15 protein-coding genes are annotated in these 20941 nt (G+C 65.0%); 5 read left to right on the forward strand and 10 right to left on the reverse strand.

The window, feature by feature from the left end; all coding sequences use genetic code 11:
- Window positions 1-54: 54 nt before the first annotated feature.
- The 4 genes from SD72_RS05070 to SD72_RS05085 all read right to left on the reverse strand — a co-directional run bounded on the left by SD72_RS05070 (window position 55) and on the right by SD72_RS05085 (window position 5456).
- A complete protein-coding gene (locus tag SD72_RS05070; protein ID WP_042543342.1) occupies window positions 55-1644 on the reverse strand; it encodes an ABC transporter substrate-binding protein in 1590 nt (529 codons plus the stop codon).
- Between the two features lie 145 nt (window positions 1645-1789).
- Window positions 1790-2569 (reverse strand): ABC transporter ATP-binding protein, encoded by a 780-nt coding sequence (locus tag SD72_RS05075; RefSeq protein ID WP_042543343.1) that lies wholly within the window; start codon window positions 2567-2569, stop codon window positions 1790-1792.
- Window positions 2566-4437, reverse strand: a complete 1872-nt coding sequence (locus SD72_RS05080; RefSeq protein WP_198141866.1) for a dipeptide/oligopeptide/nickel ABC transporter permease/ATP-binding protein — start codon at window positions 4435-4437, stop codon at window positions 2566-2568. The genes SD72_RS05075 and SD72_RS05080 overlap by 4 nt, the downstream gene beginning before the upstream one ends.
- Complete coding sequence (locus SD72_RS05085; protein WP_084766787.1) at window positions 4434-5456, reverse strand: ABC transporter permease; 1023 nt, start codon at window positions 5454-5456, stop codon at window positions 4434-4436. Before SD72_RS05085 ends, SD72_RS05080 begins: the two co-directional genes overlap by 4 nt.
- A gap of 212 nt (window positions 5457-5668) precedes the next feature.
- On the opposite strand from SD72_RS05085, the gene SD72_RS05090 reads away from it, so the two are divergent.
- Complete coding sequence (locus SD72_RS05090) at window positions 5669-6511, forward strand: M55 family metallopeptidase (protein WP_042543344.1); 843 nt, start codon at window positions 5669-5671, stop codon at window positions 6509-6511.
- A gap of 118 nt (window positions 6512-6629) precedes the next feature.
- Here SD72_RS05090 and SD72_RS05095 read toward each other — a convergent pair whose 3' ends face one another.
- Window positions 6630-7532: a serine hydrolase gene (locus SD72_RS05095; protein ID WP_042543345.1), complete on the reverse strand. Its 903-nt coding sequence runs from the start codon at window positions 7530-7532 to the stop codon at window positions 6630-6632.
- A gap of 139 nt (window positions 7533-7671) precedes the next feature.
- Window positions 7672-8733, reverse strand: a complete 1062-nt coding sequence (locus tag SD72_RS05100) for a Glu/Leu/Phe/Val dehydrogenase dimerization domain-containing protein (RefSeq protein ID WP_084766788.1) — start codon at window positions 8731-8733, stop codon at window positions 7672-7674.
- Window positions 8734-8824: 91 nt separating this feature from the next.
- Here SD72_RS05100 and SD72_RS05105 point away from each other — a divergent pair, with 91 nt between their 5' ends.
- Window positions 8825-9289: an Lrp/AsnC family transcriptional regulator gene (locus SD72_RS05105; protein ID WP_042543346.1), complete on the forward strand. Its 465-nt coding sequence runs from the start codon at window positions 8825-8827 to the stop codon at window positions 9287-9289.
- A gap of 24 nt (window positions 9290-9313) precedes the next feature.
- On the opposite strand, the gene SD72_RS05110 is transcribed toward SD72_RS05105, so the two are convergent.
- Complete coding sequence (locus SD72_RS05110) at window positions 9314-11218, reverse strand: FAD-dependent monooxygenase (protein ID WP_042543347.1); 1905 nt, start codon at window positions 11216-11218, stop codon at window positions 9314-9316.
- A 129-nt stretch (window positions 11219-11347) separates the two neighbouring features.
- Between SD72_RS05110 and SD72_RS05115 the strand changes: the two genes are divergently transcribed.
- Complete coding sequence (locus SD72_RS05115) at window positions 11348-12052, forward strand: IclR family transcriptional regulator (RefSeq protein WP_042543348.1); 705 nt, start codon at window positions 11348-11350, stop codon at window positions 12050-12052.
- Window positions 12053-12185: 133 nt separating this feature from the next.
- Window positions 12186-14057 (forward strand): thiamine pyrophosphate-binding protein, encoded by a 1872-nt coding sequence (locus SD72_RS05120; protein WP_042543349.1) that lies wholly within the window; start codon window positions 12186-12188, stop codon window positions 14055-14057.
- A 56-nt stretch (window positions 14058-14113) separates the two neighbouring features.
- Here SD72_RS05120 and SD72_RS05125 read toward each other — a convergent pair whose 3' ends face one another.
- Both SD72_RS05125 and SD72_RS05130 read right to left on the reverse strand, forming a co-directional pair.
- The gene (locus tag SD72_RS05125) at window positions 14114-15490 is read right to left on the reverse strand and encodes an MFS transporter (protein WP_042543350.1); all 1377 of its coding nucleotides are present in this window, start codon (window positions 15488-15490) and stop codon (window positions 14114-14116) included.
- Window positions 15491-15665: 175 nt separating this feature from the next.
- Window positions 15666-17831, reverse strand: a complete 2166-nt coding sequence (locus SD72_RS05130; protein WP_042543351.1) for a malate synthase G — start codon at window positions 17829-17831, stop codon at window positions 15666-15668.
- A 152-nt stretch (window positions 17832-17983) separates the two neighbouring features.
- Between SD72_RS05130 and SD72_RS05135 the strand changes: the two genes are divergently transcribed.
- Window positions 17984-18703 carry an IclR family transcriptional regulator gene (locus SD72_RS05135; protein ID WP_232299650.1) on the forward strand — a complete coding sequence of 240 codons (720 nt, stop codon included), beginning with the start codon at window positions 17984-17986 and terminating at the stop codon, window positions 18701-18703.
- 105 nt (window positions 18704-18808) lie between these two features.
- Here the strand turns inward: SD72_RS05135 and SD72_RS05140 are convergent, their stop codons facing one another.
- Window positions 18809-20923, reverse strand: a complete 2115-nt coding sequence (locus SD72_RS05140; RefSeq protein WP_084766789.1) for a DEAD/DEAH box helicase — start codon at window positions 20921-20923, stop codon at window positions 18809-18811.
- Between the last annotated feature and the right edge of the window lie 18 nt (window positions 20924-20941).

Raw genomic sequence — 20941 nt, forward strand, 5'->3', positions numbered from 1 at the left:
GGTGGATATTGGTGCCGGGCTTCGCCGGCTGCGTGCCGGCGAAGCCCCGCGCCGTTACTTGACGAGCAGCGTGCTCGGGTAGAATTCCTTGATCATCTCTGACGAGACGCCCTGTGCGAAGGTCGACTGGGCGGCCATCGCGAACGGCACATAGTCGACGGAGGAGAACATTTCAGCTTCTGCCGCTTCCCATGCGTTGCAGGCGTCTTCACCGGTCTTGCTGTTGGCTTCAGCCACCAGCTTGTCGAACTTCGGGTTCGACAGCGAGGCAAAGTTGTTGCCCTTGTCGGGTGACGGGCCGGTGAAGTAGGTCATGAGGGAGCTCGGAACCGGGTAGTTCGCCGCGAGCCAGATCACGTCGAGCTCTGACGATGCGCCTGGAGTGCTGATGCGCTCGATGAATGCGCCGTATTCTGCGCCGAGGTGGTTCACACCGACGCCGATTTCTGCCCACTGCTCCGCCATCATTTCCGCGGCTGCCGAAATCTCAGCGCCGCGCGTCTGCCAAGCGAATTCGAGGACGAGCGGCTCGCCGTCCTTCGACCGCTTACCGTCGGAGCCCTTGACCCATCCCGCGGCATCAAGCAGCTTCTCTGCGCCTGCAACATCGGTAGCTGGCAGGTTCGGTGTTGCCGCGTCGTACTGGCACACCTGCGGCTTCGCGACCGCGAGACGCGGGGCGCGTTCGCCCTTGCCTGCGGTGCTCACCCGCATGAGCTCATCGAGATCAAGCGCCTTGGTGAGCGCAACGCGTACATCCTTGTCCGCCGTCGGCTGACCCTCAGCCTGGCTGTAGAGCATACCGCCGGTGATCAGCATGTTCTCCGAGAAGACGTCGAGCTTCCCAAGAACGCGGTCCTCGTCTGGCCCGCCGATCGCTGCGATGTTGAGCTCGCCCGAAAGGAGCAGGTTGGCCCTGGTGCTCTCGTTCTCGACGACGCTAATCACGACGCTCTTCGGGACGCCGGGCGTCTCGCCCGTTGCGGCACCCTCTGGACCCCACTTGTAGTCATCTCGACGCTCGAGCGTGAAGTGGTCTCCCGTAACCGCCTCGGTCATGTTGAACATGCCGGTGCCGTTCGTCGCGTTGGTGACGGTTGTCGGATCGTCCAGCGCAGCCTGGCAGTAGATCTTTTGCGCCCCGACCGCGGTGATCATGAACGGGTTCGGTGTCTTCGTGGTGATGGTCACGCTCGACTCATCGTTCGTAACCTCCGCGTCGAGCGGCATGACGAGGCCGATCGCTGTCGAGCCATTCTCCGGGTCAGCGATCCACCGAAAGTTGTTCGCGATGGTCTCTGCGGTGAGCGCCGTTCCGTCCGCACAGACCGCGTCGTCACGAACCTCGAAGTGGAGGGATGTAGGTGTTTGCTCCCACGATTCGGCTAGCCAACCCTGTGACTGGCCTTCTGAGTCGAAGTAGACGAGCGACTCGTACGCCCACTCGCTTACCCAGCCAAGCGCGGAGCTCGGGTTGAGCGGCTGAAACAGCATGCCTGGGTCGCGGCTGATGCCAACGGTGAGCGTGCCGTCGATGACCGGTTCGGTACCGGCATCGCCCGGGGTAGCGCCGCTCCCGCTGCCGCAGGCCGTGAGCGCTAAAGCGCCGACAGCTGCGAGGCTGACAATCGTAAACGCCTTCATAGTGTGTTCCTTCGTGTTGAGCCCCAGACCACTATCTTCGCGCTGAGAGAGCGTGTCGCACTTCGGCGTGCTTCACAATTTTCTCTGTCGACTTTGTAGCCTGGAACAGTTGATTGCAGAAATGGTGCGATTTGAGTCAGTGAAGTTAGAGAGACGGCACAGCCGCGATCAGTTCCTTGGTGTACTCGTGCTGTGGCTGGTGCATCACGTCGAGCGTGTCACCCACCTCGACGAGGGAGCCACTGCGCATCACAGCAACGCGGTCGCAAACGAGCCGAACGACGGCGAGGTTGTGACTGATAAACAGCATCGAGAACCCCAGCTCGCGCTGCAGCTCTTTAAGGAGGTTCAACACGGATCCCTGCACCGAGACGTCGAGAGCTGACGTGATCTCGTCGGCAAGGATCACCGCCGGTTTGGCCGAGATCGCCCGTGCGACGGCAACCCGCTGCCGCTGCCCACCCGACAGCTGCGCTGGCATACGCTGAGCGGTCTCAGGTGGCAGGGCGACGGCCCTGAGGAGGTTCGCGATCTCGTCCCGCCGCGCCCGCGCCTGCGGCGCCGAGGTGCCTTCTCTGCGATGAGCCGAGATGAGCGCCTCATCAATCGACTGGCCGATCGTTCGGCGCGGATTGAAACACGACTGCGGGTCCTGGAAGATCATCTGCACACGCCGGCGCTCGCGCAACTGGTCACCCCGAGCGTGCGAAATCTCCGTTTCCCCGAGCATGATGCGCCCGGCCGAAGGTTCCGCCAGGCCTACCGCAGCGCGCGCGATAGTCGACTTGCCCGACCCGGACTCGCCGACAAGCCCAAGCACTTCCCCGGCTTCGAGCGTGAGGTCAACGTTTTCTACTGCGGTGAAGAGCGAAGCCCCATGCCCGTACGTGATACTCAGCGATTCGAATGAGAGTCGATTGCTCATCGCGTTCCTCCTTCGAAATCGATCAGTTCAATTGCGCCCGTTGGGGGAACGACCGCCTCGAGCACGCCGATGGGCGATGTACCTGAGAAGTCAGCGTCGTCCGGGATAGAAGCCATCGGCTCCCCGCGCGGGCTGTCCATCGTCGGCACCGTCGCCATGAGCGCTCGGGTGTACGGGTGAGCCGCATTGCCGGCACGCAGGTCATCAGCCGAGATGTCCTCAACCAACCGGCCGCGGTACATCACCAGCACTCGCGTACACAGCGACGTCACCACCGCGATGTCGTGTGACACGAACATAATCGCTGTGCCGTCAACCTCATTGATCCGCTTCAGGAGTTCGAGAATGCCTGCCTGCACCGTGACGTCGAGCGCGGTAGTCGGCTCGTCGGCGAGAATCAGCGACGGCTTGCCCATCAGACCGGCAGCAATCATCGCGCGCTGCCGCATGCCACCTGAGTACTCATGGGGATACTGGGAGTAGCGGCGCTCTGCGTCAGGGATTCGCACCGCGGTAAGCCGCTCGACGGCCACCTTCTTGGCCTCGGCGCGGTCCATGTCGAGGTGCAACATGCCGGTCTCCGCGACCTGAGTGCCGACATGCAGCGCGGGGTTCAACGACGACATTGGGTCCTGGAACACCATCGCAAGACGTGTTCCAAAGTGGTGGTCGAGGGACTTCGGGTACCCGTCCTCGGTAAGCACAACGTCCTCGCCATCAAAACTGGCAGAGCGGGCCGTGACGTGCAGCGGGGACTCGATCAAGCCTGCTATCGACATGAGCGTCAAGCTCTTTCCCGACCCCGATTCACCCACGACGCCCACAATCTCACCACGAGCGATATCGAAGGACACCCCGTCGACCAACGCACGTAATTCGTCGTCGCCCTGCGGCGCGAACACCTTGAGCCCGCGGACGGAGAGCACCGTATCGCTCGACGCGTCAGTGGAGACCTCGCCGGTCGCAGCAGCAGCAATATCGGTTGCGGCAGCGCGGGAGCGGCCAAGCTTGCGCAGCATCGCACCGCTAAGGCTCCGCCTGCTCCCCGTTGCGAGGGTCCGGTTCAGTACCTCTCCGAGCAGCATGAACGTCATGCCGGCAAGAATGATGGCCACGCCAGGAACGATCGCAGCAGCAGGGGTAATGAAGATTCTGCTGACACCCTCGTTGAGCATCCGACCCCAGTCATACTGCGGCACCTGGATACCCAGCCCAAGGAAGGAGAGGCCTGCGAACGCGAGCAGCGTGCCGCCCGCGGTGAGCGCGGCGTTCACGAGCAGCGGGTCGCGCACGTTCGGCAAAACGTGCCTGATGACAATCTGTCGCTTCGGCACGCCGAGCACGAGCGCAGCTGAAACGTAGTCCCTGCCCCACACCGAGGCTGACAGGTTGTGCACGAGACGCGCATAATTTGGCATCATCGCGATCGCGATCGCCAGGCTAGCTGCAAGGCCGTCCTGGCCGAGGATCACGGAGAAGGCGATTGCGAGAAGTAGCCCAGGGAACGCGACACCAATGTTGATGCCTGCGACCAGCCAACGCCCACCGCGCCCTCCAAGAACGAGCGGGAGCAGTCCAAGCAGCACGCCGCACACAATGCCAACCGCAGTAGCACTCAGTGCCATCACCACCGACAATCGCGTGGCGACGAGCGTGCGCAGCAAGATGTCGCGGCCGCTGCCGTCAGTGCCGAATATGTGCTCGGCGCTGGATGGCTGCGAAATCATGCTCGTGTTTGTCACTGCGGCTTGCTGACCCCAGATCACCGGAGCAAAGATGGCGAGAAAGGCGAGCGCGGTAAACGATACGACCGCGACAATACCCAGTGGCGAGCGCAGTGTCTCAAGGAAGCGATGTTTCGTAGTCATGACTTGTCCAATGCAGTGCGCGGATCCAACAGGATGAGCACGAAATCGATTACGAGGTTAATGAGCAGCACCACCGATCCGTAGAAGATGATAATTGCCTGCACGAGCGGATAGTCCTTGCCCTGAATGGACTGCACGATCACGCCGCCGAGGCCAGGCCACGCGAAGATGCTCTCGACAAGCACCGTCCCCGCGATCATGGCGCCCAGCGCCATACCCGAGATCGTGAGCGTTGATGTGAGCAGGTTCGGCAGCACGTGTTTGGCGTACAGCCGAACCGCTGGCATGCGACGGGAGCGGGCCGTCCGGACGTAGTCCTGCTGGAGCACGGTCAGGGTCTCGGCGCGGACGATGCGCGTGAGCCCGGCCGCTGGACCAAACGCTAACGCGACAACAGGCAATATGTATGACGAGAACCCGCTTCTTCCCGCAACCGGGAACAGGTCAAGCGTTACTGCGAAAAAGTACACCAGCAGGATGCCTGCGAGGAACTCTGGGATGAGCGCGAGCGCAGCGGTCACGGAGTTGAACCCAGTGTCGACTCCTGGCCGGCGGCCGCCATGGGTGAGCGCCCCGAAGGTGAGGCCAAGACACACCGCTACGACGAACGCGATCAGCACCGCGGCCCATGCGATTTCCAGCGTAGCCGGAGCCCGCTGAATAATGACGTCGATAACGGGTTGGCGTGAGCTGATCGATTCACCGAGATCCCCGGTGAACAGCCCCTTCCAAAACGAGAAATACTGCACGATCACTGGGCGATCGAGACCAAGTTCGATCCGCCGGGCCTCAACGGCCTCCGGTGTCGCGTTCTCACCAACGGACACTCGAGCTGGATCGCCCGGAATGAGCTGCATGAGCAGGAAGGAGACCGTGATGAGCACGAACATGGACACGACAAAGTACCCACCGCGTCGCAACAGGTACGCTGCCCACGGTTTCCGCACAAGGAAGGATTCCCGTTTCTGCGTCTGTCTCGGTGTGACGTCCACTTGTGGACTCCCAGAAGTTGCTGGCATGCGCTCTCCTCGCCGTTGGGTCTAGCTGCCTACTCAGTATTGCGGACAACCGAATCTCGCCGCACTGTCGAACACACCAAGCAACGGCGCGAAAAACTGTCGTACGAACCAACACAGTGCCCGACATTCCTCCTAGGCTACGAAGTTGGGAGCCATTTGCTCCACGAGGACAGCGCGTCCTCGCAGTACGTCATCTGGGGGGAAACTGGCGCATGCGCGTGTATATTTCAATCGATATGGAAGGCGTCGCCGGCATCGCGACGATGGATCAGGTCGTGCGGGGTGGCCACGGGTACCCGCGTGCTCAGCACCTCATGACCGGTGAAGCGAACGCGGCCATCGCTGGCGCTTTCGCCGGCGGAGCGACCGAAGTCACCATCAACGACAGCCACGGCACAATGGACAACCTCATTCACGAGGATCTCGACCCGCGTGCGCGAATCATCTTCGGCAAGCCAAAGGTCGACTGCATGGCCGAGGGAATCGACAAGGACCACGATGTTGCGCTCTTCATCGGATATCACGCGGCCGCCGGCGGCCCTGGCGTCATCGCGCACACCTACTCATCGCTTTTCAACGAGGTGCGCGTCAACGGACGCGCCGTGTCCGAGGCAGACGTTAACGCCCTCCAGGCGGCGGCCGTTGGTGTTCCCGTCGCGCTCCTCACGGGCGACGACGTCATCTGCGCCGCTATCTCGGAAACTCTTCCGGGCATCGAGACGGTCACGGTGAAGGAAGCGCACGGCTACAACGCCGCAGATTCGATGTCCCCCTCAGAGGCGCGCCGCCTGATCACTGAGGCCGCGACGAAGGCAGTCGCGGGAGCGAGCACGCTCGCCGTCACTGACGTTCCCGCAACGATCGAGGTGTCAATCGACATGCCAAACATCTCCGCCGCGGAGCACGCGGAGATGATCCCGACAGCCGAGCGCACCGCGATCCGGACCGTGCAGGTTGTCGCGCACTCACCCCGCGAGGCAGTGAACTTCATCACCGCGTGCTACCAGTTCGCAGCGGCATCCATGCACGCGATGCTGCCGCTCATCAACCGCTAACACTGCACAGCACAATGGCCCGGACCCCTTTGCGAAGGGCCCGGGCCATTGTGCTGTGTGCGATGGGCACCAGTCGCGGCACCGTCCGCGGGACGCCCAAAGCGCCCCGCACAGCCCGTTAACTCAGCGCGTCAGACAGCAGGCGCGCGATGTCACCAATCGCGCGGTCTGCGGCGGGGTTGCGCGACTGCAGGGTCTTTCCGCGCAGGAACACGGCGATCGCGTGGCGCGTGCCATCTGGGAACTCGACGACACCGATCTCGTTACGCACCATTCCGAGCGTGCCCGTCTTGCCACTGATCTTCACGTCATCTCGCGGGAAACCTGAGCTCAGACGGTGCGGCCACACCTGGAGGCCGAGAATCCGGCGCGCTTCCGCGCAGGCCTCAGGGGACGCCGCGGCGTCCGTCCAGATCTGCTGCAGCAATGAAGTAGCCTCGCGCGGCGTCGTTCGGTTCGTCTTTTCCGGAGTCGCGGCTATGAATCCTGCTGCGGTGTCGTAGTCCACGCTCGCCATGCCATCGATCGCGCCGATGCCCGCAGCCGCGAGATCGTTGGCGATGTCCTCGAAGATACGTGCGCAGTCGCCAGTGAGCTGCGTCCCTGGCAGGCCGAGCTCGCGCATCGTCTGGTTCACGCGGTCTACCGTGACCATTCCGGTGACGATGTCGGTCGCCGCGTTGTCGCTCACGGTGATCATCGAGGTCGCAACGTCGCGCAGCGACCACTCGGCCTCGTCCGAGAATACGCTCAGACCGGTCGGGCCGAGCGTGGCGTCAGCGGGCAAGAAGCGAACGCGCTGGGCCGGGTCGAGTTCACCAGCAGAGACCTGCCGCACGTACTCGACGAGCACGGGCACCTTGAACACCGACGCGGTAACGGTAGGCGCGTCAGAGTCAAAGCCAACCTCGGCGCCTGTGTCAATGTCGCGAGCGTGCGCAAATGCGAACACCCCCGCGTCCTCGGCGACCTGGGCAATACGGGCGGTGAGAGTATCTTCATCGATAATTTGGGTGCTCATACTGAGCAGACTAGCGCCAGCCGCGCCTCCCGAAGTTGTGAGCATCCACGAGAGCCCCCACCCGGGTTCGTCGTAGACAACAACGCACCCGCTCGGCCGGCGGCCGAGCGGGTGCGTTGTGGAATTCTCTACGAAAGCGCTACTTGCGAAGCAGTGCGTTCACGAGATTGTCAGCGGCCTCCACGGTCGTGATCCCCTGCGATGCCGCCTCGTCGAAAACGCGCGCAAGCGTATCGCCGATCGCGTCGATTCGGGCAATGCGATCCTCAATGCTGTCGTCTTTTGCGCCCAGGTAGAGCACGCCGCCGGCGTTCACGAGGTAGTCGGGGGCGTAGAGAATGCCGCGCGCCGCAAGCTGCTCGGCGCCGTCTGCTTCTGCGAGCTGGTTGTTCGCCGGGCCGACGACGGCGCTGGTGTCGAGCTCATCGATGACCCGCGGTGAGAGCATGCCGCCGACACCGGCAGGCATGAACACGTCGGCCGGCACGCGGTGCGCGTCGGCGGGCGCGACCCAGTCCGCGCCGAGCTCGCGCGCAAGTGCCTGCTTCTGGTCGTTGATGTCAGAGAGTGTGAGTATCGCGCCCTCGCCGGCGAGCCGGGTGGCGAGGGCGGATCCGACGTGGCCGAGACCGACGATAGTGATCTTGCGACCAGCCGCGTCGGGGGTGCCGTGCGTGCGGCGGAGCGTCTCGCGGAGCGCAGAGTACACGCCACGCGCGGTGTACTCGCCTGGATCGCCGAGGCCGCCCTGGTCGGCAGGCAAGCCGACGGCGTGCTCGGTAAGCTCCGAGACCACGGCCATGTCGGCCGCGGTCGTTCCCACGTCTTCCGCGGTGAGGTACGCGCCGCCGAGCGCCTCGACCGCGTCGCCGAGATCGAGGAATGCGTTACGGCGAAGCTCCCCGGTGAGCTGCTGCCCTGGCTCGAGCACGATGACCGACTTGCCGCCGCCGAGATCTAGCCCAGCGAGCGCGTTCTTCGAGGTCATGCCGCGCGACAGCCGCAGCGCGTCAGCGAGCGCTTCGCTCCAGTCCCCGTAGCTCCAGACGCGGCAGCCGCCGAGCGCCGGGCCGAGCTTCGTGCTGTGCACCGCCACGATGATGGTGAGGCCCGACCTCTTCCCGGTAGAAATGTTGACCTTTTCGTGGTCAAGGAACGGAGCTAGTGTCGGGCGCTCTGCGAGCATTGCAGCAAGTGTCATGCCAAGAATTCAATCGAAGACTGGCGGTTCCAACAAGTCAGCCATTTCAGATTGAACAGATCGACCGGTGCAGCCACGCTCCAGTGACGCTATGTTGGTCATTATGTATGTCCTCGACGCTACCGACCGCCGGATCCTCGCCGCGCTCGACGCAGACTCTCGCGCGACCGTCCAGGCGATTGCCTATGAGCTTGGGCTCGCCCGCGGCACGGTGCATACGCGGCTGGATCGGCTGCAGCGCTCCGGCGCACTCAAGGCGCACTCGCTGCGACTGCACCCGCCGGCGCTCGGCTGGCCGCTGCGCGCACACATCACCGCCGAGGCAAACCAGGACAAGCTCGACCTTATGATCGCCGATCTCGAGCAGATCCCCGAGATTATCGAGTGCGTCGCCGTGTCCGGTCAGAGCGATCTATCGATTGAGATCGTTGCGCGCGACGCAGACGACGTCTACCGCATTACCCAGAGCATCATGAAGTGCCGCGGCGTGCTCCGAACGGCGACGTCGATCATGCTGCGCGAACTCATCTCGCGACGCCAGCACCAGCTGCTGTAGCCGGCGCGGCGCCGCGAGGGCTCGCTAACGCTCGAGGAATGTCTTGCCGAGGAACTCGCCGAGCGCTTCTGGGGTGTCGAGCGGGAGGATCGCGGCAACATACTGGTCGGGCCGCACCACGACCACGACACCATCGCGGCTGATCTCACGAATATCGAAGATGTCCTCGCCAGGGTTCGCCGCGTAGATCTTCTCGTAGTCGGTCATGCCGAGCGGGCCGGATGCCGGCAGGAACAGCCGCGAGAACTCCTCGATGCGCACCTCGCGGTGCGGCTGCTGCATCACGGCTTTCACGTCGAACACGGCGTCGAGGTCTGCGCCGGCCGGCGTAAACCGGCGGATCGGCGACGCTTCGTGCTCAAGCAGCCACTCAGCCCAGCGGCCGAGTTGCTCGCCTGAGCGGTCGGCGAACGCGTACACACGGTAGCGCCCGTCGGCGCGGTGGTGATGGCCGAGATGGATCGGCACCGCGTCCGCGACCCGGGTCGTTTCGACGGATTTGAAGCGCTTGCCGATGGGAAAGCCTGCAGCGAGCGCCTGGTGCGTCGCGTCGCCCGTGAGCATGGATCCCGTGTACTCGGTCATGAAGCCTGCGGGGAATTCTGCGGTGCGCACGTAGAACTCTTCGAGTTCAGATGGCGACGCAAACTCCTCCGGCTTCTTCGCCATGAGTGTCGACCATTCCCTATCGAAGTCGATGAGGTTTTTCGCGGTGACGCGGCGCTCCTCTGAGTAGGTTGCGAGCAGCGATTCCGGGCTGCGACCCTCGAGCACGTAGCCGAGCTTCCAGCCGAGGTTCCAGCCGTCTTGCATGGAGACGTTCATGCCCTGGCCTGCCTTCGCGCTGTGCGTGTGACAGGCGTCACCCATGAGGAAGACGCGGCCTTTGCCGTCGGGCGAGGTCGCCGCATCGTCGAAGCGGTCGGTGAGGCGGTGCCCCACCTCGTAGACACTGTGCCAGGGCACGTCGCGCACGTCGAGCGTGTACGGGCTGAGGATCGCGTTCGCACGCGCGACGATCTCTTCGAGAGGAGTGTCGCGCACCTTCTTGCCGCCGTCTGCTGGCACCTCGCCAAGGTCGACGTAGATGCGGCAGAGGTGGTTGCCTTCGCGCGGGATGTGCAGGATGCTCCCTGCCTCCGAGTAATTGATGCACTTCTTGCGAATGTCGGGGAAGTCGGTGACGGCGAGTACGTCCATCACGCCCCACGCGTGCAGCGAGGTGGATCCCGAGAGCGATCCGCCGATTGCGCTGCGCACGCGCGAGCGCGCCCCGTCGGCCCCGATCACGTACTTTGCTCGCACGGTGCGCGTGCCACCCTCGGTCGCGGAGGCAGTCTCTGCCGCGTTGATGCCCGCGCCGCGCTGGCCCGTGACCTCGCGCAGGGTGACGGTGACCGGGTACTCCCCCGAGCCGACCTCGAGGCCCTCGAACTCGTATCCGTAGTCGATGTCGCCGCGGGCCGGAGCCCGGCGAGCGTACTCGGCGAAGTAGTCGATGACGCGCGCCTGGTTGACGATGAGGTGGGGGAACTCGCTGATGCCGGCGGGGTCGTCGTCGGTGATGGAGCTCCGCACGATCTGCGATGGGTTCTTGGGGTCAGGCGTCCAGAAGTTCGTCTCGGTGATGCGGTACGCCTCGTCGATGATCTGCCTCGCGAAGCCGAAGGCTTGGAAGGTCTCGACGCTGCGCGCCTGGATGCCGTCGGCCTGGCCGAGGACGAGGCGCGAATCGCGGCGCTCGACGACGCGGGTGACGACTCCGGGGAACTGCGCGAGCTGCGCGGCCGCGACGATTCCGGCAGGGCCGGAGCCAACGATGAGCACGTCGACCTCGCTGGGAAGCTCTGCTGGCCGGTCGAGGCCGACCCCCGCGGCGGGAAGCAGCCGCGGGTCGGTTGAAACATAACCATGGTGGTGGAACTGCATGTGGCGCCCTCACTTCACTGTGCGTCGAACCGTCTGCGTTCAACTATTGAACACAGCCTTCGAATAATGCACACTAGTGTACGGGCGCGCTCGCCAGCGCACAACGCCCGACGACCACAAGGAGCACCGATGGCGACCACACCCACCGCAGGCTCACAAACGCTCTCCCGAGGCCTCCGCGCGCTCGAGGTGCTCGCCGAGGCCCGCGCTCCCCTCTCAATCACGGACCTCTCTGAGGCGCTCGGAATCCACCGTTCCAACACGTACCGCTTGCTCCGCACGCTCGAAGAGCACCGGTTCGCCATTCGCGACGACGCAGGCCTCATCAGGCTCGGGCCCCGCATCGCCTCGCTCGCGCACGGCGTCGCGCCCCAGCTCACGACCGCGGCGGCGCCCGCTCTTACCGAGCTCGCGCACGACCTCGGTATGACGGCATTCCTCACCGTGCTCGACGCTGGCGACGTAGTCACACTCGCGTCAGTCGAACCGGGAAACGTCGATGCGAGCATTGCCCGCAACCCCGGCGTGCGCCACCCCCTTGACCGCGGCGCGCCTGGCCACGCCATCGAATCCGTGCTCTCACCAGCTGAACGGTCGGCAGCGAGCGGAACGGTGGCCCCGAGCGCCGCAGCTGTCGCAGCAAGCACACTCGGATACGCGCTCAGCGAGAGCGAAGTCATCGACGGAGTGACCTCACTCGCTGTGCCACTGCGCATTCCAGGCGAACCGCCTGCCGCGATCGCCGTGGTCCACTTCCGCGTGCCCGACGCGCTTTCCGAGGTCTCCGCACGACTGCAGCGCGCCGCTCGCGAGGTGCTCGCAAACTACAGTTAGCGCAGTCCGCTACACTACGAATTGTCCACCCGGGTTGCCCGGGTAAGGCACCCGAAAAAGGGGCGCTGCTGCGAGGCTTCGCGAGACATACACGGTCATCATTCACCGCTCGATCCAATGAAGGATTTCGCAGATGTCTCTCTCGCACCCCAATTCGTCGACCCCACAGACCCTCGCAGCCGCGACCGCCGCCGCGCTCGCCAAGCACGCCAGCCAGAGCTTCGGCCTCATGGGCAACGGCAACGCACACCTCATCGACCATCTCGGCGCTGCCGGGGTCCCCTACACCGCCGTCCGGCACGAGGCTGCGACCGTCGCCGCCGCAGACGCCTACGCCCGCGTGAGCGGCAAGATGGCGATCGCAACCACCACCTACGGCGCCGGCTTCACCAATACGATCACCGCACTCGCCGAGGCCGCACAGGCTCGCACACCAATGCTGCTCGTCGTCGGCGACTCCCCCTCGAGCGGCCCTCGGCCCTGGGACGTCGACGAGGAAATGCTCAGCGCTGCCATCGGCGTGCGCCTCTTCACCCTCGGCGTCGCCAAGGTCGCAGAAACCGTTGACCGTGCCGCCGCCTACGCGCTGCGCATGCGCAGGCCCGTGGTACTTGGGCTGCCATACGACCTCGTGAACGCGCCCGTCTCCGAGCCAACGCCGGCTGCCCACGCTCCCGTGGCAGCGGCGGCCGCTCCCCAAGCGATTGACCTCAGCGACCCGGCGATGCTCGCGGAGCTCACCCGATCGGTCGCCGATCACGCCCCGGCCGCACACCCCGCTGCGACGCCAGCAACGTCGATGCTGCCCGGCGCGATTGCTTCGAGTTCAACCGTGCCAGCCGCACACCGGATCGTGGCCGCAGCCGATGCGCTCGCCGGCGCAGCCCGCCCACTCATCATCGCCGGCCACGGCGCACACCTCGCCAGTGCCGCGACCGAGCTTGGCGAGCTCGCCGAGCGGCTCGGCGCGCTCACCGCCACAACCGCGCTCGCTCGGAGCATCTTCCCAGACAGCCGCTACGATCTCGGCATCGCCGGAGGCTTCGGCCAGGCCGAGGCAATGGCCACGATCCAGCAGGCCGACGTCGTGCTCGTCGTCGGCGCCGGCCTCAACCAATTCACCATGCGCTTTGGCGAACTCTTTGGCGAGGGCACCGTCGTGATCCGCGTCGACACGGAACAGGTTGCAGCGCCAAAGACTCAGCATCCGATCACCCATCAACTGCTCCAGGGAGGCGCCCGCGAAACACTCAGGGCAATCGCTGGGGAGCTCACTTCCGCCCTCGCCGCCCGCACCGACGTCTCACGCGCCCCCGGGGGCTGGCGGGCAGAAGTCGCCGGGCTCGAGCCTGGTGGAGCGCTGCGGATCAGACCGGTAGGCGATACCGAACTGTGCTCCGATGGACTCCTCGATCCGCGCGCAGTCGCCTCCCGCCTCGCAGACCTCCTCCCCGAGAACCGGCATGTCACGAGCGACGGCGGCCACTTCCTCGCCTGGGCAAACATGTTCTGGCCGGTCGCATCCCCCGAGCGCATGATCATGGTCGGCACCGCGTACCAGACCATCGGGCTTGGGTTCTGCACCGTCCCAGGGGTCGCTGCCGCGGCGCCCGATTCGACGGTCGTGCTGACAACAGGCGACGGCGGCGGGCTCATGGCCCTTGCCGACCTCGAGTCGGCGATTCGCACGGCGCGCAGCCAGGTCATCGTGGTGTGGAACGACAGCGCGTATAGCGCCGAGGTGCACCTCTACGGCGTAATGGGGCTCGACACGGCCCCCATGCTCATTCCCACCGTAAACTTCGCTGGCGTCGCCAGCGCGCTCGGAGCGACCGGCGTCGTCGTGAACACGCTTGCCGATCTCGCCGCGCTCGAGGCGTGGACGGCGGGTGGCGCTGCCGGCACGATCTTGCTCGACTGCCGCGTCTCCGGCACCGTTGTCGCCGACTACCAGCGCGAGGTGCAGAAGGCCAACGGTCTCGATCTTCCCGAAACCACCGCGTAAGACGACCAGCCGGGCAGCGGTGTCGTGTGCTGCGGCATGGTCGGGGGCATGCCCGGTCAGACAGCGGATTTCTCCCAAATGAAGTGGCCCTTCTGCTGCTGCTCCTCATGCTCTGGCCCCAGCGGAATGTCGGTGCGGTCGCGCAGGAGGATCGTCGCGACAAACGCGACGCACATGACGCTCGCGATGTAGATCGCGACCGAGTTCGACGTACCGGTGACCTGCACGAGCGCCTGCGAGATCGTTGGGGCGAACGCGCCTCCAAGGATGGCTCCGATGGCATAAGTGATCGAGACACCGGAGAAGCGAATCGACGCGGGAAACAGCTCGGTGAAGTAAGCCGCTTGCTGGCCGTAGGTGAGGCCGTTGCCGATCGCGAACAGCGAGAGGCCAGTGAAAAGCACCCAGGGGTTGCCGGTATTCACCATCGGGAACAGGAAGAAGATAACAGCAAGGAACGCGATCCACCCCATCACGTACGTCTTTTTGCGCCCGATCCGATCAGAGATCATGCCCGCGAAGAACGTGACAATGAGCCACACCACCGCAGCTGCAGCCACTGCGAGCAGCACGGGGGTTCGCTCCATGCCAACGTGACCGCCTTCGGCAATCGGCGTGGTTGCATAGCTCTGGATGTACCCGCCGGTGGTCATGTATCCGGCAGCGTTGTTCCCTGCGAAAGTGAGCGCCGCGAGCAGTACGAGCAGCCAGTGATGCCGGAAGAGCTGCACCACAGGCACCTTGGTCTGTTCTTTCCGCTCGGATATCTCAGTGAATACGGGGCTCTCTTCTACCGCGCGACGCACCACGATACCGACGATGATGAGCACGAAGCTCAAGAGGAACGGAATGCGCCACCCCCACTCAAGGAAGGCCTCACCTGGCGAGATGACGCCCGTCATCAGCGCGAGCACACCGGAAGCAAGCAGCAACCCGAGTGGGACGCCAATCTGGGGAAACGCGCCCATGCGGCCACGCCGGCCTTCGGGCGAGTGCTCGACGGCCATGAGCACCGCGCCGCCCCACTCGCCACCTGTCGAGAGCCCCTGTAGGATCCGCAGCACCATGAGCATTATCGGCGCGAGCAAGCCCACCTGCGCGTACGTTGGCAGCACCCCGATGAGGGTCGTCGCGACCCCCATGAGCAGTAGCGTGATGACGAGCATCGCTTTTCGGCCGATGCGGTCGCCGAAGTGTCCAGCAAGGAACGCGCCCAGCGGGCGGAAGAGGAAGCTCACCCCGACCGTCGCGAACGACACGATCGTTGCGGCCCGCGGCCCGGCTGGCGCAAAGAACAGGTCTGCGAACACGAGCCCGGCCGCGCTCGCATAGAGGAAGAAGTCGTACCACTCGATCGTGGTGCCGATCACGGTCGCTGCAGCAACCCGCCGCAGCTCCCGCTGTGAAGACGGGGTGGTTTTCGGTGCGGACATTCCATGGACTCCTTCGTCATGTAGTAAACGCATGCTCACCATTTATACAACGAGGAAGGGAAATACGCGACACCCATGCGTGAGAAACATGACGCATGCAGAGCAGCGCAGCTGCTTGCGGAACGTCAAACGGCTCGGCGCACTGAGCGCCGAGCCGTTTGAGGAGCACCGAAAATTAGCCTGCGAGCTCTGCCTTCTTCCGAAGGCGCAGGGCGTGCAGCAGCGGCTCCGTGTAACCGTTGGGCTGCGTGGCTCCGTCGATGATGAGCCGGCGGGCCGCCTCGTATGCGGTGCCTGTGCCGCCCGCGAGCGGCTCATACGCGGCGTCGCCCGCGTTCTGGCGATCCACAATTTCCGCGCACTTCGCGAGGGCAGCGTCGACCTCAGACTCGCTGATCACGCCGTGCATGAGCCAGTTCGCGAGCAACTGGCTCGAGATGCGCAGGGTCGCGCGATCCTCCATGAGCCCGACGTCGTGAATATCGGGAACCTTCGAGCAGCCAACACCCTGATCCACCCACCGCACAACGTAGCCGAGGATTGACTGCACATTGTTCTCGACCTCCGTCGCGACGGTCGACGCGTCGAGCGCGCCCGCTGGGGCGAGCGGAATGGTGAGCAGTGTGGCGAGACTGTCGGACGCAATCGAGGCGAGCCCGCGGCGAGCGGCGAACGCGTCCTCCTGGTGGTAGTGCAGCGCGTGGAGCGTCGCCGCTGTCGGCGACGGCACCCAGGCGGTCGAGGCGCCCGCCATGACGTGCCCGATCTTCTGCTCGAGCATCGCGGCCATGAGGTCTGGCATTGCCCACATGCCCTTGCCGATCTGGGCGCGACCGTCGAGACCACAGTCGACACCGATTGCGACGTTTCGCGCCTCGTAGGTTGGCAGCCACGGCTGCTCGCGGATGGCCCCCTTCGGGAGCATCGCGCCCGCGCGCATCGACGTGTGGATCTCGTCGCCCGTGCGGTCGAGGAAGCCCGTGTTGATGAAGACGACGCGGTCGCTCGCGGCAGCGATGCATGCCGCCAGGTTCGCTGACGTACGTCGCTCCTCGTCCATGATGCCGATCTTCAGCGTGTTCGCCTGCAGCCCGAGGAGCTCCTCAACGCGCCCGAAGAGCTTCGCCGCAAACTTGGCCTCAGCGGAGCCGTGCATCTTGGGCTTCACGATGTACATCGAACCGGAACGGGAGTTCGTTCCGCGCGCGGCTCCTCTAAGCTCGCCGAGCGCACCAACCGCGGTCATCACAGCGTCGAGGATCCCCTCGAACACCTCTGCGCCCTTCGCGTCGTGCACGGCCGGGGTGCGCATGAGGTGCCCAACGTTTCGGACAAACAGCACAGATCGACCCGGCAGCGTGAGGGGCTTGCCGTTCGGATCAGTGTAGCTGCGGTCAGGATTGGCGACGCGGGTGAAGGACTCGCCCGCCTTCGTAACTTGCTCGGAGAGCGTGCCGTCCATGAGGCCGCGCCAGTTCCGGTAGCCGAGTGCCTTGTCTTCGGCGTCGACAGCGGCCACGGAGTCTTCCAGATCCATGATGGTCGTGAGCGCAGACTCAAGCTCGATATCGTTGATGCCCGCCGCATCGGTCGCACCGTTCGCGCCCGCCCGGTCGATGAGGATGTCGATGTGCAGGCCGTTGTGCACGAGGAGCACCCGCTCGGGGGCCTCTTCGGAACCGCGGTAACCTGCGAACGCCGCAGGATCAGCGAGGCCGGTCCCCTCACCGCCAGCCAGGGTTACCGAGAGCGCACCATCGACCACCGCATACCCGGTAGCGTCGGCGTGCGATCCGTGCGCGAGCGGCACATGCGCGTCGAGGATCCGCCGCCCCTCAGCGATGACCGCTGCGCCGCGGACCGGGTTGTAGCTACTGCCGGGTGCGAGCTCGCCCTCACGAGAGAGCGCATCAGTGCCGTAGAGCGCATCGTAGAGCGAGCCCCAGCGTGCGTTGACCGCGTTGAGCGCGAACCGCGCGTTGAGCAGGGGCACGACGAGCTGAGGGCCTGCGAGCTGAGCGATCTCCGCGTCGACGCGGTCCGTTGCCACCGCGACGCCGACAGGCTCGGGCTCGAGGTAGCCGATCTCCGTTAGGAAGGCACGGTAGTGCTCAGGGTTTGGCTGCCCGGGCCGCTCGGCGTGATACGCGTCGATGCGTTCCTGCAGCGCGTCGCGTTGCGCCAGCAGTGCTTCGTTCTCGGGCGTGAGGTCGCGCACGATGGCTGCGACGCCGTCCCAGAATGACTCGATGTCCCTGCCGTCGGCGGCGAGGGCTTCCTCGGCGAAATCCAAGATGGGCTTGGCGACAGCTAGGCCTGCGCGCTCTTCGGTGTGGGTCATGGGAGAGGATCCTTCGCTCGGTGACTCGGGCGACCCGGTTCGGCGGGTCACAGCGCCAGCCTACGGAACTGCCCTTTATTTTGGAACGATGATTCCGTATTGTGGAATCATGCCCTCCATTCCAGGCTCCCCCCGACGGCGCGGTGCAGTCCGTGGCACGCGCGTTTGCAATCCTCGAAGAACTCGCCGACGCCAACGCCGAGCTCCCGCTCGCAGACATCGCAGCAGCGACCGGGCTCGCGCAGCCAACAGCGCACCGTCTCTTGAAAACGCTGCAGGGCCTCGGCTATGCGCGACAATCCGACTCCCGCACCTACGGGCTCGGGCCCGGGCTGATCGCACTCGGCAACCGCGCAGCTCCGCAGCTCGCGACGCGCGCCCAGCCCCTCCTCAACGAACTCGAGGAACTCTCGCAAGAGACGGCAAACCTCGTGATACTCGATGGGTCGATGGCGGTGTACGTCGCACAGCAACCCTCACGCCACCAGATGCGCATGTTTACCGAGGTCGGCAGACGAGTGCTGCCGCACTGTGCCGGCGCAGGGAAAGCGATGCTCGCGACCCTCAGTGAGGCTCGTGTGCGCGAGATCACCGACATCACCGGGCTCCCACGCTTCACCAGCACGACAATCACCTCGTCGCGGGCGCTCCTGGCGGAACTGCGCGACACCAGGCGCCGCGGCTACGCACTTGACGAGGGCGAACGCGAGGTGGGCGTTCGCTGCATCGCGGTGGCCATTCCCGGCTCATCTCCGCCAGCTGCCCTCTCGGTTTCCGGGCCTGCCGCGCGCATCACGGAGGACATGACACGGCGCATTGTCGAAGCCCTGCACGGTGCCGCTGCCCGACTCGCGCTCTCGACTGGTGACTGACTCGCGCTGTCGAAGGGTGACTGACCGAGCGCCGGGTGCAGCACAAAGGCCCCACCCGGCAAGGGGTGGGGCCTTCGCTACACGAGCTTTACTCGCGGTGCGCTATTACCAGCGCGGCTTGCGCTTGCCGTCTGGGCGATCGTTGCCGCCGTTGTAACCGCCACGCTCGCCACCGCGATCGCTGCCGCCACGGTAACCACCACGGTCACCGCCGCGATCGCCACCACGGTCATTGCCGCCACGGTAACCGCCGCGGTCGCCGCCGCGATCGTTGCGGTCGTAGCCGCCACGTCCGCCACGGTCGCCACCGCGGTCGCCACCGCGACCCGCTCCGCCGGCATCCGGCTTCAGCTCGATGAGCTTGCCGCTGATCCGCGTATCTGCGAGGGCTGACATCGTCGACGACGAGAGGCCCTTGGGCAGCTCGACAAGCGAGAAGTCGTCGCGCACCTGGATGCGGCCGAAATCACCGCGGGTGAGCCCGCCTTCGTTCGCGATTGCGCCGATGATCTGGCCCGGCTGAATCTTCTGGCGACGACCAACCTCGATGCGGTACATCTGCAGGTCGGAGCGCTGCTCACGTGGTTCGCGCTTCTCGCGGCCACCACGGTCATCGCGCCCGCCGCGGTCACTGCCGCCATCTTCGAGGAAGCGCGCTGCCTGCTGGCGGTCGCGGGCAAACTTCTGATCGTCCGCCTCATCGAGCAGCAGCGGGGTCTTGCCCTGTGACACCACAGCGAGTGCCGCAGCAACGTCTGCCTCGGGCACATCGTGGTGACGCACATAGTGGTCGATGATGTCGCGGAAGCGCTCAATGCGCTTCGTCTCGCTGAGCGCCGAGGTGATTGCGTCGTCAAAACGGGTGAGGCGCGTCGCGTTGACCTCGTCGATGCGGGGAAGCTGCATCTGCGTGAGCGTCTGCTTCGTTGCCTTCTCGATCGAGCTGAGCATGCGACGCTCGCGCGGGGTCACGAAGCTGATCGCGTCGCCGGAGCGGCCGGCACGGCCGGTGCGGCCGATGCGGTGCACGTACGACTCGGTGTCGATCGGGAGGTCGTAGTTCACGACGTGGCTGATGCGTTCTACGTCGAGGCCGCGGGCGGCGACGTCGGTCGCAACGAGGATGTCGAGACGACCGTCCTTGAGTGACTGCACCGTGCGCTCACGAATGTTCTGTGGAACGTCACCGTTGATCGCTGCCGCCGAGTAACCGCGCGCACGCAGCTTCTCAGCAACCTGCTCCGAGTCGCCCCTGGTGCGGGTGAACACGATCATGCCGTCGAAGTCCTCGACCTCGAAGATGCGCGTGAGTGCGTCGAGCTTCTGCATGTACGACACAACGAGGTAGCGCTGCGTGATGTTCGAAGACGTCTGGGTCTTGCCAGCGATCTTCACCTCGCGGGGGTCGTTGAGGTACTGCTGCGAAATGCGGCGAATCTGGCTCGGCATGGTTGCCGAGAACAGCGCGACCTGCTTGGTCTTCGGCGTATCGGCGAGAATCGTCTCGACGTCTTCAGCGAAGCCCATCTTGAGCATCTCGTCAGCCTCGTCAAGCACGAGGTACTTGATCTGCGTGAGATCGAGCGATCCGCGCTTGAGGTGATCCATGATGCGGCCGGGGGTTCCCACGACGATGTCAACACCACGGCGGAGCGCCGAGAGCTGCTGACCGTACGCCTGGCCACCGTAGACGGGGAGGAGGTGCACCTCTGGGAGTCGCGATGCGAAGCTTTCGAACGCTTCGCATACCTGGAGGGCAAGCTCACGAGTCGGCGCGAGCACGAGCGCCTGCGGCACGCCCTGGCCCGGCTCGATGCGGGACAGGATCGGCAGCGCGAAGGCAGCGGTCTTGCCGGTACCGGTCTGTGCGAGGCCGACAACGTCGCGGCCCGAAAGCAGCGTTGGGATCGTGGCAGCCTGAATGGCTGAGGGGGTTTCGTAGCCGACGGCGGTGATCGCCTCGAGCACCTTCGGCGCGAGGCCGAGGTCTGCGAAGGTCACGCGCTCCTCGTCGGGGACTGCGGCGGGAGCTGACTTCTCGGAAGCGGGCTCAGCGGCAGGGGTTGAATCGGTTGATGAATCGGATGAAGTTTCAGGAGCAGTCACAGGAGCAGTCTCGGGAGTCGCTTCTGGCGTCTCGGTCTGCGCGTCAGCGGTTGCGGTCTCAGCAGCGATGGTTTCGTCTGCGGACTCGGGCGCGGGGTTCTCGGAAGAGGGCATCGTATCATTCTACACCCC

The sequence above is a fragment of the Leucobacter komagatae genome, assembly GCF_000834055.1.
GTDB classification, from domain to species: Bacteria; Actinomycetota; Actinomycetes; order Actinomycetales; family Microbacteriaceae; genus Leucobacter; species Leucobacter komagatae_A.

What these genes read in the sequence shown, in the direction of transcription:
- SD72_RS05090 (WP_042543344.1), top strand. Translation starts at nt 5,669, where the DNA reads ATGCGCGTGTATATTTCAATCGATATGGAAGGCGTCGCCGGCATCGCG.
- SD72_RS05080 (WP_198141866.1), bottom strand. Translation starts at nt 4,437, where the DNA reads ATGACTACGAAACATCGCTTCCTTGAGACACTGCGCTCGCCACTGGGT.
- SD72_RS05130 (WP_042543351.1), bottom strand. Translation starts at nt 17,831, where the DNA reads ATGACCCACACCGAAGAGCGCGCAGGCCTAGCTGTCGCCAAGCCCATC.
- SD72_RS05120 (WP_042543349.1), top strand. Translation starts at nt 12,186, where the DNA reads ATGTCTCTCTCGCACCCCAATTCGTCGACCCCACAGACCCTCGCAGCC.
- SD72_RS05100 (WP_084766788.1), bottom strand. Translation starts at nt 8,733, where the DNA reads ATGACACTTGCTGCAATGCTCGCAGAGCGCCCGACACTAGCTCCGTTC.
- SD72_RS05115 (WP_042543348.1), top strand. Translation starts at nt 11,348, where the DNA reads ATGGCGACCACACCCACCGCAGGCTCACAAACGCTCTCCCGAGGCCTC.
- SD72_RS05125 (WP_042543350.1), bottom strand. Translation starts at nt 15,490, where the DNA reads ATGTCCGCACCGAAAACCACCCCGTCTTCACAGCGGGAGCTGCGGCGG.
- SD72_RS05105 (WP_042543346.1), top strand. Translation starts at nt 8,825, where the DNA reads ATGTTGGTCATTATGTATGTCCTCGACGCTACCGACCGCCGGATCCTC.
- SD72_RS05085 (WP_084766787.1), bottom strand. Translation starts at nt 5,456, where the DNA reads ATGCCAGCAACTTCTGGGAGTCCACAAGTGGACGTCACACCGAGACAG.
- SD72_RS05140 (WP_084766789.1), bottom strand. Translation starts at nt 20,923, where the DNA reads ATGCCCTCTTCCGAGAACCCCGCGCCCGAGTCCGCAGACGAAACCATC.
- SD72_RS05095 (WP_042543345.1), bottom strand. Translation starts at nt 7,532, where the DNA reads ATGAGCACCCAAATTATCGATGAAGATACTCTCACCGCCCGTATTGCC.
- SD72_RS05075 (WP_042543343.1), bottom strand. Translation starts at nt 2,569, where the DNA reads ATGAGCAATCGACTCTCATTCGAATCGCTGAGTATCACGTACGGGCAT.
- SD72_RS05110 (WP_042543347.1), bottom strand. Translation starts at nt 11,218, where the DNA reads ATGCAGTTCCACCACCATGGTTATGTTTCAACCGACCCGCGGCTGCTT.
- SD72_RS05070 (WP_042543342.1), bottom strand. Translation starts at nt 1,644, where the DNA reads ATGAAGGCGTTTACGATTGTCAGCCTCGCAGCTGTCGGCGCTTTAGCG.